The organism is Dinoroseobacter sp. PD6, from assembly GCF_028807315.1.
Lineage (GTDB): Bacteria > Pseudomonadota > Alphaproteobacteria > Rhodobacterales > Rhodobacteraceae > Dinoroseobacter > Dinoroseobacter shibae.
This window is the reverse complement of the sequence record NZ_JARAMN010000009.1, coordinates 76,895-92,617: the sequence shown is the minus strand read 5'-3', so window position 1 is coordinate 92,617 and position 15,723 is coordinate 76,895. Positions and strand designations below refer to the sequence as shown.

At 64.2% G+C, this 15,723-nt stretch carries 13 protein-coding genes; 6 read left to right on the top strand and 7 right to left on the bottom strand.

The features are described from left to right. Positions 1-41: 41 nt before the first annotated feature. Both hrcA and PVW48_RS15080 read left to right on the top strand, forming a co-directional pair. Positions 42-1,106 (top strand): heat-inducible transcriptional repressor HrcA, encoded by a 1,065-nt coding sequence (hrcA, locus tag PVW48_RS15085; RefSeq protein ID WP_274581922.1) that lies wholly within the window; start codon positions 42-44, stop codon positions 1,104-1,106. 12 nt (positions 1,107-1,118) lie between these two features. Continuing rightward, entirely contained in the window at positions 1,119-1,712 is a 594-nt protein-coding gene (locus tag PVW48_RS15080) for a nucleotide exchange factor GrpE (protein ID WP_012180122.1), read from the top strand. Positions 1,713-1,745: 33 nt separating this feature from the next. On the opposite strand, the gene mutS is transcribed toward PVW48_RS15080, so the two are convergent. Beyond that, entirely contained in the window at positions 1,746-4,355 is a 2,610-nt protein-coding gene (gene mutS / locus PVW48_RS15075; RefSeq protein ID WP_274581991.1) for a DNA mismatch repair protein MutS, read from the bottom strand. A 158-nt stretch (positions 4,356-4,513) separates the two neighbouring features. Here mutS and PVW48_RS15070 point away from each other — a divergent pair, with 158 nt between their 5' ends. Further along, positions 4,514-6,772, top strand: a complete 2,259-nt coding sequence (locus PVW48_RS15070; protein ID WP_274581921.1) for an NADP-dependent malic enzyme — start codon at positions 4,514-4,516, stop codon at positions 6,770-6,772. A gap of 120 nt (positions 6,773-6,892) precedes the next feature. Here the strand turns inward: PVW48_RS15070 and msrA are convergent, their stop codons facing one another. Continuing rightward, complete coding sequence (gene msrA, locus PVW48_RS15065; protein WP_012180125.1) at positions 6,893-7,573, bottom strand: peptide-methionine (S)-S-oxide reductase MsrA; 681 nt, start codon at positions 7,571-7,573, stop codon at positions 6,893-6,895. Positions 7,574-7,781: 208 nt separating this feature from the next. On the opposite strand from msrA, the gene PVW48_RS15060 reads away from it, so the two are divergent. Beyond that, the gene (locus PVW48_RS15060) at positions 7,782-8,495 is read left to right on the top strand and encodes an HAD family hydrolase (RefSeq protein WP_274581920.1); all 714 of its coding nucleotides are present in this window, start codon (positions 7,782-7,784) and stop codon (positions 8,493-8,495) included. Here the strand turns inward: PVW48_RS15060 and PVW48_RS15055 are convergent. From PVW48_RS15055 to PVW48_RS15045, 3 genes are all read right to left on the bottom strand, one after another. Further along, positions 8,492-9,523: a M48 family metallopeptidase gene (locus PVW48_RS15055; RefSeq protein WP_012180127.1), complete on the bottom strand. Its 1,032-nt coding sequence runs from the start codon at positions 9,521-9,523 to the stop codon at positions 8,492-8,494. The two genes, PVW48_RS15060 and PVW48_RS15055, sit on opposite strands and share 4 nt — an antisense overlap. A gap of 6 nt (positions 9,524-9,529) precedes the next feature. Continuing rightward, positions 9,530-10,567, bottom strand: coding sequence for a YjgN family protein (locus PVW48_RS15050; RefSeq protein WP_274581919.1), 1,038 nt, complete (start codon positions 10,565-10,567; stop codon positions 9,530-9,532). 78 nt (positions 10,568-10,645) lie between these two features. Further along, positions 10,646-11,866: an argininosuccinate synthase gene (locus PVW48_RS15045; RefSeq protein ID WP_012180129.1), complete on the bottom strand. Its 1,221-nt coding sequence runs from the start codon at positions 11,864-11,866 to the stop codon at positions 10,646-10,648. Positions 11,867-11,973: 107 nt separating this feature from the next. On the opposite strand from PVW48_RS15045, the gene ilvA reads away from it, so the two are divergent. Continuing rightward, positions 11,974-13,215 carry a threonine ammonia-lyase IlvA gene (ilvA, locus tag PVW48_RS15040; protein WP_012180130.1) on the top strand — a complete coding sequence of 414 codons (1,242 nt, stop codon included), beginning with the start codon at positions 11,974-11,976 and terminating at the stop codon, positions 13,213-13,215. Next, entirely contained in the window at positions 13,215-14,261 is a 1,047-nt protein-coding gene (locus tag PVW48_RS15035) for a 3-carboxy-cis,cis-muconate cycloisomerase (RefSeq protein WP_274581918.1), read from the top strand. Before ilvA ends, PVW48_RS15035 begins: the two co-directional genes overlap by 1 nt. Here PVW48_RS15035 and PVW48_RS15030 read toward each other — a convergent pair. Together PVW48_RS15030 and pcaG are read right to left on the bottom strand one after the other, a co-directional pair. Then, on the bottom strand, positions 14,258-15,097 hold the full coding sequence (locus PVW48_RS15030) for a 3-keto-5-aminohexanoate cleavage protein (protein ID WP_012180132.1): 840 nt from the start codon (positions 15,095-15,097) through the stop codon (positions 14,258-14,260). The two genes, PVW48_RS15035 and PVW48_RS15030, sit on opposite strands and share 4 nt — an antisense overlap. 9 nt (positions 15,098-15,106) lie before the next feature. Beyond that, a complete protein-coding gene (gene pcaG / locus PVW48_RS15025) occupies positions 15,107-15,721 on the bottom strand; it encodes a protocatechuate 3,4-dioxygenase subunit alpha (RefSeq protein WP_274581917.1) in 615 nt (204 codons plus the stop codon). Between the last annotated feature and the right edge of the window lie 2 nt (positions 15,722-15,723).

Here is a 15,723-nt window from a genome sequence, read left to right as displayed (position 1 = left end):
CGTTCTCGGATTGGCGCGGCGCGGCAGGAGCCCGAGAGATCATGGACGAGGCAAGCAAGGTCATATCGGAGATGAGCGACCGCTCCCGCGAGGTGTTTCGCCGGGTGGTGGAGGGGTATTTGCAGACCGGTGACCCAGTCGGCAGCCGAACCTTGACCCGGTCCATGAGCGAGAAGGTTTCGGCAGCGACGATCCGTAACGTGATGCAGGACCTGGAGTTTCTGGGCCTGCTCGATTCGCCCCACGTCTCCAGCGGCCGTATCCCGACCCAGATGGGCCTGCGGATGTTCGTGGATGGCCTTCTCGAAATCGGGAACCTGTCCAGCGAAGACCGGGAGGTTATCGAATCCTCCGCGGGCGAGAATGACAGCGTTGGCGGACTGCTGGACCGGGTCGGATCGGCCCTGTCGGGGATCACGCAAGGGGCCAGCCTGGTGCTTGCGCCCAAGAACGAAAGCGCCCCTATCAAACATATCGAATTCGTCAGCCTTGCGCCGGGCCGGGCCCTGGCCGTGCTGGTATTTGCCGATGGGCAGGTTGAAAACAGGGTGTTTACACCGCCCGCGGGGCAAACCCCGTCCTCCATGCGGGAGGCGGCGAATTTCCTCAACGCAGTGGCGGAGGGGCGCAGTCTGTCGGAACTGGCAGATGTTATTCGTCGAGAGATCGCGTCGCGGCGGTCCGAACTGGACCGGCTGGCCGCGGACATGGTGGAGGCTGGCACGGCAGTCTGGCAGGACCCGGGCGAATCGAACGAACGACTGATCGTGCGGGGACGTGCCAATCTGTTGGGCGATGGACCGCCATCGGAGGACCTGGAACGGGTGCGCAAGCTTTTCGACGATCTGGAACGGAAACGCGACATCGCGGCCTTTCTGGATCTGGCCGAGGCCGGGGAAGGTGTGCGCATTTTTATCGGTTCGGAGAACAAGCTTTTCTCACTTTCGGGTTCCTCTCTGGTTGTCAGTCCTTATATGAACGCGGACCGGAAGATCATCGGAGCCGTGGGTGTGATCGGGCCGACTCGCCTCAACTACGGGCGGGTTGTGCCGGTGGTCGAATACACGGCGCAACTGGTCGGCAAGATCTTGGGCGACCGGGCATAGAGGAAACGAGAGATGGCAGACCCCAAAACCGAAGAAGACATCTTCGCAGAGGTAGATGCAGAGATCGCCGCGGAAGAAGAAGCGGCCGCGGCCGAGATGGAAGAGGCCCTGGGCGAGGAAGGCCCCGAAGCCCCGGGTGCCGCCGTCGAGGCGATCATCGCGGAACGGGACGAGTTGAAGGACCGCCTGATCCGCGCCCTGGCGGAGGCGGAAAACATCCGCAAACGCGGTGAACGGGATCGCCGCGAGGCGGAGCAATTCGGCGGATCGAAACTGGCGCGTGACATGCTGCCGGTGTTCGACAACCTGCGGCGTGCGCTCGACGTGGTCGATGACAATCAGCGCGAGATCGCAGGCGGCCTGATCGAAGGGGTCGAATTGACCCTGCGCGAGATCTTGAATGTGTTCGGCAAGCATGGAATCACGCCGATCGCGCCGGAGGTCGGCGACCCGTTCGATCCGCAGCTCCACCAGGCCATGTTCGAGGCGCCGGTCCCGAATGTGCCCGCGGGTGGGATCATTCAGGTCATGTCCGAGGGCTTCCTGCTCCATGACCGTCTGCTGCGTCCGGCCCATGTCGGGGTGTCTTCGACCCCGGCGAGCTGAGACTGGTTCTCTACAAGGTCAAAGCCTCGGGGATCAGTCGCGATCCGCGAGGCTTTTCAACTCATAGACCAAGTCCAATGCCTCGCGCGGGCTCAGCGCATCCGGGGATATGTCGGCAAGACGCGCCTCCAATGCCGATGTCGGGGCCGCTGGCGGTGGCGGAGGGGCAGCGTTGGCGAATAGCGGCAGATCCTCCAACAGCGCCTTTGCCGGGTTTCCGCCGCTGCGTTCACCGGATTCGAGCGTCTTCAGCACTTCGCGCGCACGGGCCACGACCGAAGGCGGCAGGCCCGCGAGCTTGGCGACCTGCACACCGTAGGATCGATCCGCCGCACCGCGCCGCACCTCGTGCAGAAAGATCACGTCGCCATCATGCTCCTTGACCGCCACGGTGGCGTTTTCCACGCCGGACAGTTGCGCAGCAAGGCCGGTCATTTCGTGGTAATGGGTGGCGAACAGGGCGCGACACCGGTTCACCCCGTGCAGGTGTTCGAGCGTCGCCCAGGCAATCGACAGCCCGTCATAGGTGGCCGTTCCGCGCCCGATCTCGTCAAGGATGACCAATGCCCGGTCCCCGGCCTGGTTCAGAATCGCGGCGGTTTCCACCATTTCCACCATGAAGGTCGAGCGCCCCCGCGCCAAATCATCCGACGCGCCAACCCGCGAGAAGACCTGCGCGACCAACCCGATGCGTGCCGCGGTTGCGGGCACGTAGCTGCCCATCTGCGCTAGGATCGCGATCAGGGCGTTCTGGCGCAGGAAGGTCGATTTGCCCGCCATGTTCGGCCCGGTGAGCAACCAGATCGGCGCAGCACCTTCGCTCAAGTCGCAATCGTTGCGGATGAAGGGCGTACCACCGGCGCGCAGCGCGGCCTCGACCACCGGGTGCCGTCCGCCGCTGATTTCGAAGGCACGGCTGTCATCGACCTTGGGCGCGCACCAGTCCTCGTCGCGGGCCAGCACCGCAAGGGCCGTCACCACATCCAGTTCCGCCAATGCCCGCGCGCAATCCGACAGCTCGGCGGCCGCAACGATCACGGCCTGACGCAACTCTTCGAAGATCGACTTTTCCAGCGCCAGCGCCCGGCCACCGGCATTGAGAATGCGGGTCTCCATCTCGGACAACTCCACGGTGGTGAAGCGCACGGCATTGGCGGTGGTCTGGCGGTGGATGAACCGGTCCGTCAGGGGCGGGGACAGCATCTTGTCCGCATGGGTGGCGGTCGTTTCAATGAAATAGCCCAGCACGTTGTTGTGCTTCACCTTGAGGGAGGCGATCCCGGTTGCCTCGGCATATTCCGCCTGCATTCCGGCAATCACTCCGCGCCCCTCGTCGCGCAGCTGCCGGGCTTCGTCCAGGTCGACATTGTAGCCAGAGGCAACGAACCCGCCATCTCTTGTAAGCAGCGGAGGTTCGGCAATCAGAGCTTCCTCCAACAGGTCGCGCAGGGTGTCATGTCCGAAAAAGCGGCTCTTCGATTGGGCCCAGAGGGGGGGCAAGGCGTCGTCCGGCAGAGCCTCGGCGAGTGTTGCGGCCTGGGCGAGACCGTTTCGGATCGCCGCCAGGTCCCGTGGCCCGCCGCGGTCGAGCGCTAGCCGTGACAGCGCCCGATCCATATCCGGCACCTGCCGCAGCGCGGTGCGCACGGTGTCGAGGATATCGGGCGCCTCTAGCGCATAGCGGACACCGTCGTGCCGTGTCCGGATGATCGACAGATCGGCAGAGGGGCTCGCCAGTCGCCGCGCCAGGAGCCTTGCGCCTTGTGCCGTGACGGTGCGGTCGATCACAGTCAACAGCGCACCTTCCCGCCCCCCAGACAGGGATTGCGTCAACTCCAGATTTCGCCGAGTCGCCGCGTCGATCTGCAAACCATGCTGCGCCCGTTCCTTCACCGGTTTGCGCAGTAGCGGCAGCTTGCCCTTTTGGGTCAACTCCAGATAGCCGACGATTGCACCCATCGCGGATAGGTCCGCGCGTTCGAAACTCCCAAAAGCCTCGAGGTCGGCAACGCCGTAAAGCCGGCACAGCCGGTCCACCGCGGCCGTACTGTCGAAACTGGCGCGCCCAAGCTCCGTCGCCGCCGCCTCGTGTTCTTCGACGAGCGACCGCAGGTCGTTGCCCTCGGCCAGCAAGACCTCGCGCGGCGCGAGGCGCGCAAGGTCCACCGACAGCCGGGCCGCGGGGCAGGCCATGACCCGGAACTCGCCAGTGGAGATATCGACCCAAGCCAGCGCGGAGTCGTCTCTCACCTTGGCAAAGGCAGCCAGATAATTGTGCCGCCGCGCCTCCAGCAGGCTCGCCTCGGTCAGGGTGCCCGGGGTCACAAGCCGAACGACCTCCCGCCGCACGACGGACTTGGAGCCGCGCTTTTTCGCTTCGGCCGGATCCTCCATCTGTTCGCAGACGGCGACGCGAAACCCCTTGCGGATCAGTGTGAGCAAATAACCCTCCGCCGCATGCACGGGCACGCCGCACATGGGAATGTCCGCATCGTCATGCTTGCCACGCTTGGTAAGCGCGATGTCCAGTGCCGCCGCGGCCTCCACTGCGTCGTCGAAGAACATCTCGTAGAAGTCGCCCATCCGGTAGAAAAGCAGGGCATCCGCATGATCCTGCTTGATCTCCAGGTACTGCGCCATCATCGGCGTCACGGTCTTGCTGCTCACCTGGTGCCCCCCTTGCCGCGCGCAGGTTAAGCACGTGCGACCCCGGGCGAAAGTCGCAATTGATCCCGCGCGGCACCTGTTGAGGCGCTTTCTCAACCCCGCTACAACCTCAAAACCGTTTGGGAGGAGTACGCATGTCCGGCAATAACAAGATCACCCGCGAAGAGGCGCTGGCCTATCATCTGGAACCAACGCCGGGCAAGCTCGAGGTGTCGGCCTCGACGCCCATGAGCACCCAGCGGGATCTCAGCCTTGCTTATTCGCCCGGTGTCGCGGTGCCCTGCGAGGCCATCGCGGAAAACCCCGAGACGGCATATGATTACACGACCAAGGGGAACCTGGTGGCGGTGATCACCAACGGATCGGCGGTTCTGGGCCTGGGAAACCTCGGCGCACTTGCCTCCAAGCCCGTGATGGAAGGCAAATCGGTTCTCTTCAAACGGTTCGCCGACGTCAATTCCATCGACATCGAGCTCGATACCGAGGACCCGGATGCGATCATCCAGGCGGTGAAGCTGATGGCGCCGACCTTCGGGGGTATCAATCTCGAAGACATCAAGGCGCCCGAATGTTTCATCATCGAACAGACGCTGAAGGAGCAGCTCGACATCCCGGTGTTTCACGATGACCAGCACGGGACCGCGGTAATCACGGCGGCGGGGCTTTTGAATGCGCTGCGGCTGACCGGCAAGGCGATCGAGGACTGCAAGATCGTGTTGAACGGGGCCGGTGCGGCGGGCATCGCCTGCATCGAGTTGATCAAGGCCATGGGGGCCAAGCCGCAGAACTGCATCGTCTGCGATACCAAGGGGGTGATCTTCCAGGGCCGGACCGAGGGCATGAACCAGTGGAAATCGGCCCATGCAGTCAAGACCGATATGCGGACACTCGACGACGCCATGAAAGGCGCGGACGTGTTCCTCGGTGTCTCTGTCAAGGGTGCGGTGACGCAAGCGATGCTGGAATCGATGGCGGAAGATCCGGTTATCTTCGCCATGGCCAATCCCGACCCAGAGATCACGCCGGAAGAGGCGCACGCGATCCGGCCCGATGCGATCGTCGCCACCGGGCGGTCCGACTACCCCAACCAGGTCAACAACGTGCTGGGTTTTCCCTATCTCTTTCGCGGGGCGCTGGATATCCGGGCCCGTGCGATCAATGACGAGATGAAGATCGCCTGCGCCGAGGCGCTGGCCGATCTCGCGCGCGAGGATGTTCCGGACGAGGTGGCGCTGGCCTATGGCCGCAAGCTGAGCTTTGGCCGCGATTACATCATTCCCACGCCCTTCGATCCGCGTCTGATCCATACGGTCCCGCTCGCGGTGGCCAAGGCGGGGATGGATACGGGCGTGGCGCGGCGACCCATCGTGGACATGGACGGCTACGAGCAATCCCTGCGGGCGCGCATGGATCCGACCGCCTCGATGCTGCAGGGCATGTTCGCCCGGGCCAAGGGCACCCAGGCGCGCATGATCTTCGCCGAAGGAGACGACATTCGCGTGCTGCGGGCCGCCGTGACCTATCAGCGGTCCGGGTTGGGAAAGGCACTGGTGGTGGGGCGTCAGGACGATGTGAAGACACGGTTGGAAGCGGCGGGGATCGGCGACGCCTTCCGCGAGCTGGAGATCGTCAATGCCGGGAACACACGGCACCTGGAGACCTACAAGGAGTTCCTCTACGGGCGGTTGCAGCGCAAAGGGTACGATACCTCCGACATCCATCGGCTTGCGGCGCGCGACCGGCACGCGTTCTCGGCCCTGATGCTGGCCCATGGTCACGGCGATGGCCTCGTGACCGGGGCGACGCGAAAGTCGGCCCATGTGCTGGGGCTGATCAATACGGTGTTCGATGCCGGTGCGGAGGATGGCGCGGTCGGGGTGACAGCTCTGCTGGTGAAGGGCCGGATCGTTCTGATTGCGGATACGCTGGTCCATGAATGGCCCGATGAAGAGGACCTCGCGGATATCGCGACCCGGGCGGCGGGGACCGCGCGGTCCCTGGGGCTGGAGCCGCGCGTCGCCTTCGTGAGCTTCTCGACCTTCGGCTATCCGGTGTCGGAACGGGCGACCAAGATGCACAGGGCGCCCCGGGTGCTCGATGCGCGCGGGGTCGATTTCGAGTATGATGGCGAGATGACCGTGGATGTGGCGCTCGACCCGGAGATCATGGCGCAATACCCGTTCTGTCGCTTGTCGGGCCCGGCGAATGTGCTCGTCGTTCCGGCCCGGCACTCGGCCTCGATCTCGGTCAAGCTGATGCAGCAGCTGGGTGATGCCACGGTGATCGGCCCGATCCTGTCGGGTGTCGGCAAACCGATACAGCTGTGCTCCGCGACATCCACGGCCAACGATATTCTCAACATGGCGGTGCTTGCGGCCTGCCGTGTGGGCTGAGCCAAGGGCCTTGAACGGCCTCGACCGGGACCTTCGAACAACCCCGTCTCGTGCGGCAACCCTGTTCGTGTCGTCCGGGCGCCTTCCGTGGCAAGGCGCTTCGAAGCGCCTTGGCTGCGCTCAGCTCCCGGCGAAGGGTGCGGCGGCACCCCAGACCGCTTTGACCCGCGCATCGCGCCCGCAGCTCGTGCGATACCGCTTGTAAGCCTCAGCCTTGGTCTTGGGTCCGAACCGGGTCAGCACCCGGGTCGTCGACTTGTAGAAATCCTGATGATAAGCGTCCGCTTCATAAAACGGTGCAGACTTCCGCACCGGTGTCACGATGCTGCGCCCCAGATCCGCCTCGGCTTGGGCAACGGCGGCCAAAGCATCTGCGCGCTGGGCGTCGGTGGCGAAGATCGCGGTGGTATAGCTCTCGCCGCGATCGCAGAACTGACCTCCTGCATCGAGCGGATCGATCGACCGCAGAAACAGGTCATAGATTTCCCGCGTGGAAATCTTGCGCGGGTCGAACTCGATCTCAACCACCTCCAGGTGACCTGTCCCGCCCTTGGTGACCTCTTTGTATTCGGGGTTGGGCGTGGTGCCACCCGCAAAGCCCGATACCGCCTCGATCACGCCCGGCACGCCTTCGAAATCGCTCTCGACGCACCAGAAGCAGCCGCCGGCGACGACGACTTTTTCCGTTCCAGCAGCCTTGGCCTGCTGGCATTCCACCGCAATTCCGAGCAGAATGGTCACCGCGAGAAGTACCGGTTTCATCCGGGCCAGACCGGGAAAGAAAGATGGGGAGCGGGTCATGATATCCTCCTGTAACGTACCCAGACTGCCCCGCATCTTTCGCCACACTCAAATCACCGGCCCGTGAGGTCACGGCTTGGTGACAGGGCGCGCGCGATTGTTTCAGGATAGCGCTGACCAGGACACGAAAACTCCGAAACGAGAGGGGAGTTGTTTCAATGCAGGCATGTGACGAGGTGGTGATCCTCGGGAAATTCGAGGCGTCTTGATGCGGATCGCCATGTGGAGTGGGCCGCGCAACCTGTCGACGGCCATGATGTACAGCTTCGGCGCGCGGGGTGATTGTGCGGTCTGGGACGAGCCGTTTTATGCCGCTTATCTTGACCGCACCGGTGCGGACCATCCGATGGCGGCCGAGATCGTTGCGGCGCACGAAGCCGATCCGGAAAGGGTCGCGGCCAGGTGCTGCGGGCCGATCCCCGGGGGCAAGGCGCATTTCTACATGAAACACATGCCGCACCACATGTTGCCGGATTTTCCTCTGGATTGGGCGGAGCCTTGCATGAATATCCACCTGATCCGCCATCCCGCCCGTGTGATCGCCAGTTACGGTGCGAAGCGAGAGGAAATGACGCTCGCCGATATCGGTTTTCCGCAGCAGGCCGCGTTGTTCGACCGGCTCGGCGGGCTGGTCGTGGACAGTGCGGATATTCGGGCCGACCCTGCCGGAATGCTGGGACTGCTCTGTGCGGAGATCGCGTTGCCTTTCGATCCCGGCATGCTGCGATGGTCGGCGGGCGGTCGGCCGGAAGACGGGGTCTGGGCCCGGCATTGGTACGGGGCTGTGCATCGCTCCACCGGGTTCGCTGGCCCCGAAGGCCCCTTGCCGGATGTCCCGGACGGATATCAGTCCCTCTATAAGGCCGCGATGGAGACCTATTCCGAGATGCAGGCCCGCAAGCTGGTTCTGCCCAAGGCCTAGCGCGCCTCCAGATAGGCATCGATTGCCTCGATGCGGTCGTCATTGCCCGGATGGGTGGACAGCCAGCCACCGCCGTCTCCGACCTCGGCCGCGAGCGTTTCAAAAAATACCTTCAACCCGGTCGGATCATACCCTGCGGCGTCGGCGAGCCGCAGGCCGATCTGATCCGCCTCCGCCTCCTGCCCGCGGGAGTAGGACAGCGACAGCAGCACATTCCCCTCCAGCAGAAGATCCTCGAGCAAAGGCCCGGTTTCCCCGGCGATCAGGGCGACCATCACGTAGATGCCCAGCGACCGATAGAGCCGCTTGAGGGAGTGTTCCTCCATCACATGGGCGATCTCATGGCCGAGCACCGAGGCGACGACATCAGCATCGAACTGCTTAACCAAGGCATCCGACAACACCACGGTGCCCCCGGGCAGGGCCAGCGCATTCGGTCCCAAACCCCGGAGCGCCCGGAATTCCAGGCTCACGGCTTCCGCGAGGTCGCGGTCCGGCAGAACCGCGCGCAGGTCCTCGAAAATCGCGCGAGCCTCGGCCTGATCTGCTGTACTCAGCGCTGTTTCGGAGGCAATGACGCGGTCGAGGGCGGAGAGGGTACTGCGATCCATCGCCCGCACGAGGGGCTCCGGCGTCAGGGCGACAGCCATGGCCACCAGTGCGGTGAGGGCCACGGAATAGACCAGCCAGCCGCCCGCGAATCCGCCAACCACGAACAGGATCAGGCGCGGATGCAGCCGTTCCCATCCGTGCAGCCGGGTCCAGAATCCGCGCGGCTCCAACGCGGCAATCGCCTCGCGGTCCCCCGTTTCGAACTCGGCTCCGTCCGGGAAGCGCAGCTTGCGTGGCAGCGACCCCAGCGGCGGATCGAATCTCACCGCGTCCAGCCGCGCCTCGGCCATGGTTCCACCGGTCTCCACCGCGATCAACTTGGCCATATCCCCGCGCACCAGAAGACGCGCCGCGACCTGGAGGGAAGTGCCACCGCTGACCGCGGTACCGAGGATGACCTGTTCCGGATGCGCCATAGGCTCCTAGAGGTTGATCCCGAAATCGAGCCCTTCGATATCGGTGAAGGCATCGCCGAAGGCACCCTTCTCCTGCTCGAAATGGGCGATGAAGTTGTCGAGGGAGCCGTCGGGAATGAACCGGGTTTCCGCCGCGAAATAGCGCGCCAGCCGGATCTGCGCCCAGGGCAGGGCTAGCCCGAGCGTCAATATCACCGCCACGCCATTGGTTACCGCGATCCACAGCACTTGCAAGGGTGACACGGTGGACACGAAACGGTGCTTCCCGTCCAGCAGGGCCGCGTTGTAGACGATGTTGCGCACCATGGCCCGGAACAGCACCAAGGCGGTGAAAAAGCCGAAGACCGCGAAGGGTAGGATGGACAGAACCAGGGCCAGGATCCGCATGTCCTGCGCGGTCATGTTCTGCGGTGTCGGCAGGGCGTCCGGGATCATGCTGCTGAGCAGCGCGCCGCAGATCAGCACCGCGAAGAACCAGCCGATGGCGGCGAAAAAGGCTCTGTAAAAGGGCCCGATGGGCGCGTCGAAGGTAAACGGCGTCCGCCCTAGCCGATGCCCGTTGACGACATAGCGCCGCTGGGCACGTTCAGCGAAAGGCCAGGCGAGATAGGCGGTGAGCGCCGTCAGGAACGGCGCCAGCAAATAGGCCTTGAACGCCCCGCCATAGGTGCCCGCGAAGTTGAACCGCACGCCGGACCAGCTGCTGACCCGCGCGTTGAACCGCAAGGAGCGGTACATCAGGAACGGAAAGAGCGCCAGAAATCCGAGGGGCAGCAGGATCGCGAGCACCGGGATCGCGGCAAGCAACGAATAGGCGATCAGCCCGACGATCACGATGATTCGCCCGATCAGGATCTGCAGGCCTGTGGCGTGATAGTCGAAGCTGCGCCCGCCGATGATCGTGTTGCGATAAAAATATTGCTTGGTCCGGACCTTGGCCCAGGCCGAGTAGATCCCGATGGTCAGGATCGTCAGGACGATGTTGACGATCCAGATTCCGAACCACTCGCCGGTATCGCCCTTGAACTCAACCTGTTCGCTCATCTCATGCCTCTCGAACGTCCGAGACGAGCCTAGTCTGGTGAAAGCGGCGATACCAAGGCGCGCAGGCGGACCGCGACGTTATTTCCCGAGACGCTTGTTGCGCGCGGCCAGCAGTTTCAGGCGCAGGGCGTTGAGCTGGATGAAACCCGCCGCGTCTTTCTGGTCGTAGGCCCCTGCGTCGTCCTCGAAGGTAACGTGGGCCTCGGAATAGAGGCTGTGATCCGACCAGCGACCCACGGTGCGCACGGATCCCTTGTAGAGCTTCAGCCGCACGGTGCCGGTCACATGCGCTTGGCTCGCATCGATGGCGGCCTGCAGCATCTCCCGCTCCGGCGAGAACCAGAAGCCGTTATAGATCAGCTCTGCGTAGCGCGGCATCAGCTCGTCCTTGAGGTGCGCAGCCCCCCGGTCGAGCGTGATCTGCTCGATCCCGCGATGGGCCTCCAGTAGGATCGTGCCCCCCGGCGTCTCGTAGATGCCCCGGGATTTCATGCCGACAAACCGACCCTCTACAAGGTCGAGACGCCCGATCCCATGCGCCCCACCCAGCTCGTTCAGCTTGGTCAGAACTGTTGCCGGGGACATCGCTTCGCCGTTGATCGACACCGCGTCGCCGCGCTCGAACCCGACCTCGATGTATTCCGGCGTATTCGGTGCATCCTCGGGATTCACCGTGCGCTGATAGACGTAGTCGGGCGCGTCCTCCGCCGGATCCTCCAGAACCTTGCCCTCCGAAGAGGTGTGCAACAGGTTCGCATCCACCGAAAACGGCGCTTCTCCCCGCTTGTCTTTCGCGATCGGGATCTGGTGCTTCTCGGCGAAGTCTATCAGCTTGGTGCGGCTCGACAGGTCCCATTCCCGCCAGGGCGCGATCACCTTGATGTCGGGGTTCAGGGCATAGGCGGCCAGCTCGAACCGGACCTGGTCGTTGCCCTTGCCGGTCGCGCCATGGGCCACGGCATCGGCACCTTCCGCCTCGGCAATCTCCACCAGCCGCTTTGAGATCAGCGGCCGCGCGATGGACGTGCCCAGAAGGTAAAGCCCCTCGTAGACTGCGTTCGCCCGGAACATCGGAAAGACAAAATCGCGCACGAACTCCTCGCGCAGGTCTTCGATATAGATCGCCGATGCGCCCATCATTTCGGCCTTGGCGCGTGCGGGCTCGAGCTCTTCGCCCTGGCCCAGATCGGCGGTGAAGGTCACCACCTCGCAGTCATATTCCGTCTGCAGCCACTTGAGGATGATCGACGTATCCAGACCACCGGAATAGGCGAGAACGACTTTCTTGGGCGCGGACATTGGCGGGGCTCCTTGGGCTGGTTCGCCCGGGCGGATAGCGGCTTTTGCGGGGCAGGGCAAGCGGACCCCGGCTTGCGCGCGGTGTCGGATGCTGAAACTGTCGGCCCATGACCGAATTTGCCGATAATGCCCACCGGGCGGCCAGCGCGATGCGCCCCCTGTTCCCCGCAACCCCGTTGCAGATGAACATCCACCTGTCCGAGCGGTACGGGGCGGAGATCTGGCTCAAGCGCGAGGATCTGTCGCCCGTGCGGTCCTACAAGATCCGTGGTGCGTTCAACGCGATCTCGAAACGGGTGGCGGAGGGTCAGACGCAATTCGCCTGCGCCAGTGCCGGCAATCACGCCCAGGGCGTGGCCTATGCCTGCCAGCATTTCGGGGTGCATGGGGTGATCTTCATGCCCGTGACGACTCCGCGCCAGAAGATCGACAAGACACGTATCTTCGGTGGGACGGCCATCGATATCGAACTGGTGGGCGACTATTTCGACGACACGCTGGCGGCGGCGCAACGTTACTGTACCGAGGCGAGCGCGACCTTCCTGTCGCCCTTCGATGATGCAGATGTGATTGAGGGCCAATCGACCGTCGCGGTCGAGCTGCTGGAGCAGCTGGAGGGCCCCCCGGACATGGTGATCCTGCCCGTTGGGGGCGGGGGGCTATCCTCGGGCATGAAGCGTTATTTCGAGGTATGCGGCGTGCAGGTCGATCTGCGCCTGGTGGAACCTTGCGGGGCGCGCAGCCTTGCAAAGGCCCTTGAAACCGGCGCGCCGCAGACCCTGTCCAAGGTCGACAACTTCGTGGACGGGGCTGCGGTCGCGCGGATCGGCGCCCGCCCGTTCGAGATCTTGCGCGACGTGCCGCCCGATCACGTGCTCGGTGCGCCCGAGGACCGGATCTGCCACACTATGCTCGAAATGCTGAACGTGGAAGGCATCGTTCTGGAACCTGCCGGGGCGCTGGCGGTCGATGTCCTCGACACTCTGCGCGACAGCATCACGGGCAAGCGCGTGGTCTGCGTCACCTCCGGTGGAAATTTCGATTTCGAGCGCCTGCCCGAGGTGAAGGAGCGCAGCCTGCGCTATGCGGGGCTGAAGAAATACTTCATCTTGCGCCTGCCCCAGCGTCCCGGCGCGCTGAAGGAATTCCTGGGTTTTCTCGGACCCGACGATGACATCGCCCGGTTCGAGTACCTGAAGAAATCCGCACGCAACTTCGGATCGGTCCTGATCGGGATCGAAACCAAGGATGCCGGCGCTTTCGAGCAACTCTTCGCCCGGCTCGATGCAGCGGGCTTTCCGTTCCGCGATATCACCGAAGATGCGCTCTTGGCGGAGTTCCTCATCTGATGGCGGCTGGGGGCCAAAACAGGCTCTTTGACGGGCTTTTTGCCGACCCAGAGATCGCGGCGCTGTTCTCGGCAGAGACGATGTTCGCGCATTTTCGGCACTACGAAATGGCTCTGACCGAGGCCCAAGGTGCGGTGGGGCGGGTGAAAGATGCCGCCCGCATCGCAGCCCGAATTGCGAAGTTCGAGATCGCGCCCGACGCTATCTCGGATCGCGTAACGCAAGACGGTGTGCCCGTGCCGGCCTATGTCGCGGCGTTGGAAGCGGCGCTGGGCGTGGATGCTGCGGCGGTGCATCTCGACGCCACGTCGCAGGACCTGATGGACACGAGCCTCGCGCTGAGCTTGCGCAGGCTGAGCGAGGTGCTGGCAGCGCGGCTTGATCGGGTGATCGTCGCGCTGGACGGACTGCAAGCGGCCCAAGGTGCGCGGACCCTGATGGGCCGCACCCGGATGCAGGCCGCCCTGCCGATCCCGGTCGCAACACGGCTGGAGGCTTGGCAGACACCGCTCCTACGTGCCCGGGACCGATTTCCGGAGGCGCGCGCCGGGGTCGAACAGTTGCAGTTCGGCGGCCCGGTGGGGCAACGTTCCCCCCAGATGGCAGCCATTGCCGAAAGGCTGGCCAAGGCACTCGATCTGCCGCCGCCGGGCCCGGTCTGGCACAGCACAAGGGACGGCGTTGTGGGCTACGGCACCTGGCTCGCGCTGGTGACCGGAAGCCTCGGCAAGATGGGGCAGGATATCGCGCTCATGTCCCAGCAGGGGGTGGACGATGCGCGGCTCTCCGGCGGTGGGACCAGTTCTGCCATGCCACACAAGCAGAACCCGATTGCCGCGGAAACCCTTGTCACCCTTGCGCGGTTCAACGCGGTGCAGATCGGCGGCTTGCATCAGGCGATGGTGCATGAACAGGAACGCTCCGGCGCAGCGTGGGCGCTGGAATGGATGATCCTGCCGCAGATATGCGAGGCCACCGGCGCGGCCTTGCGCCATGCGGCGGCCCTGCTTGACAGTATCGAAACCCTTGGGAAAAAGCCTGTTTAAGCCGCCACGGGTCGCAGCCCCAGGATCTCGCGCGCTTGGGCCGGGTCGGCCACCGGGCGCTCGTACTGATTACACAACTCGACCACCCGCCGCACCAGCGCCGCATTGGACGGCGCCAGGGTCTCGCGGTCCAGCCGCACGTTGTCTTCGAGACCCGTACGCGCATGCCCACCTTCGGCCACGCACCATTCGTTCATGACGATCTGGCTCGCCCCGATTGCCGCCCCGCACCACTCCGCCCCGGGCAAGAGCCGCTCCACTGTCGCGCGATAGAAATCGAATGTCTCGCGATCCACCGGCATCGCGTTCTTCACCCCCATCACGAACTGGATATAGGGACGGGTCGCCAACCGCCCGTCCCGATGCATCAGGGCCGCATGGTGAATATGGCTCAGATCGAAGGCTTCGATTTCTGGGATCACCTCATGGGCCCGCATTTCCGACGCCAGCCAGTCCACCAGGTCGGGCGGGTTCTCGTAGACCCGCGTGGGGAAGTTGTTCGACCCCACCGTCAGCGACGCCATGTCCGGGCGCAGGGGCAGCATCCCGCCCCGTTCCCGCCCAGCGCCGGACCGACCGCCGGTGGAGAACTGAATGATCATGCCCGGGCAGTGCTTCTGCAGCCCTTCCTGCAGACGCGCGAATTTCTCCGGGTCACTGGACGGCGTTTCATCGTCGTTGCGCACATGGGCGTGGCAGATGCTGGCGCCCGCCTCGAAGGCTTCGTGCGTGCTCTCGACCTGTTCGGCCACGGTAATCGGCACCGCGGGGTTGGCGGATTTCGTGGCGACGGAGCCAGTGATGGCGACGCAGATGATGCAGGGTTTGCCGGTCATGGCAGCCTCTCAGAAGTCGAAGAAGATCGTCTCGCGATCCCCTTGCAGGTGGATGTCGAACCGGTAAACGCCCGAAGCTTCGGGCAGGGCCAGCAGGGTGGGGATGCGGTGGCGATGCTCGATCCGGCTCAGGATCGGGTCTTCGGTATTGGCAGTCACCTCATCGGCGAAATAGGCTCGGGTCTGCAGCCCGAGGTTGATCCCTCGGGCCACGATCCACAGGCTGATATGGGGTGCCTGCAACCGCCCGTCGATGAAGGGCACGCGCCCCGGTTTGACGGTCTCGAAGCCAAACTCTCCGGTATCGGCATCGCTCGCGCAACGCCCCCAGCCGGTGAAATGCGGATCGGCCCCGCCGCGCGGGTCGCCAGAGGCGAAGCGACCTGCAGCGTCCGCCTGCCAGATCTCGACCATCGCATCACGCAACGGCGCGCCCGCCCCATCGAAGATCGTGCCCCGCAAACTGATCTCCTGCCCTTTGACAGAGCCTGTTTTCAGCATTGCGCCGGGATCGGTATCATAAACCCCGGTCAGCCCGGCATGGTTCGGGGTGCAGCCGATATGCACATATGGGCCTGCGGTCTGGGACGGGGTTTCCTTCAGATATGAGAGGGCTTGCACCATGG

Excerpts from the sequence above, each read along its gene's own strand:
- hrcA (WP_274581922.1), top strand. The coding sequence starts at position 42 with ATGGACGAGGCAAGCAAGGTCATATCGGAGATGAGCGACCGCTCCCGC.
- PVW48_RS15080 (WP_012180122.1), top strand. The coding sequence starts at position 1,119 with ATGGCAGACCCCAAAACCGAAGAAGACATCTTCGCAGAGGTAGATGCA.
- mutS (WP_274581991.1), bottom strand. The coding sequence starts at position 4,355 with ATGATGGCGCAGTACCTGGAGATCAAGCAGGATCATGCGGATGCCCTG.
- PVW48_RS15070 (WP_274581921.1), top strand. The coding sequence starts at position 4,514 with ATGTCCGGCAATAACAAGATCACCCGCGAAGAGGCGCTGGCCTATCAT.
- msrA (WP_012180125.1), bottom strand. The coding sequence starts at position 7,573 with ATGACCCGCTCCCCATCTTTCTTTCCCGGTCTGGCCCGGATGAAACCG.
- PVW48_RS15060 (WP_274581920.1), top strand. The coding sequence starts at position 7,782 with ATGCGGATCGCCATGTGGAGTGGGCCGCGCAACCTGTCGACGGCCATG.
- PVW48_RS15055 (WP_012180127.1), bottom strand. The coding sequence starts at position 9,523 with ATGGCGCATCCGGAACAGGTCATCCTCGGTACCGCGGTCAGCGGTGGC.
- PVW48_RS15050 (WP_274581919.1), bottom strand. The coding sequence starts at position 10,567 with ATGAGCGAACAGGTTGAGTTCAAGGGCGATACCGGCGAGTGGTTCGGA.
- PVW48_RS15045 (WP_012180129.1), bottom strand. The coding sequence starts at position 11,866 with ATGTCCGCGCCCAAGAAAGTCGTTCTCGCCTATTCCGGTGGTCTGGAT.
- ilvA (WP_012180130.1), top strand. The coding sequence starts at position 11,974 with ATGACCGAATTTGCCGATAATGCCCACCGGGCGGCCAGCGCGATGCGC.
- PVW48_RS15035 (WP_274581918.1), top strand. The coding sequence starts at position 13,215 with ATGGCGGCTGGGGGCCAAAACAGGCTCTTTGACGGGCTTTTTGCCGAC.
- PVW48_RS15030 (WP_012180132.1), bottom strand. The coding sequence starts at position 15,097 with ATGACCGGCAAACCCTGCATCATCTGCGTCGCCATCACTGGCTCCGTC.
- pcaG (WP_274581917.1), bottom strand. The coding sequence starts at position 15,721 with ATGGTGCAAGCCCTCTCATATCTGAAGGAAACCCCGTCCCAGACCGCA.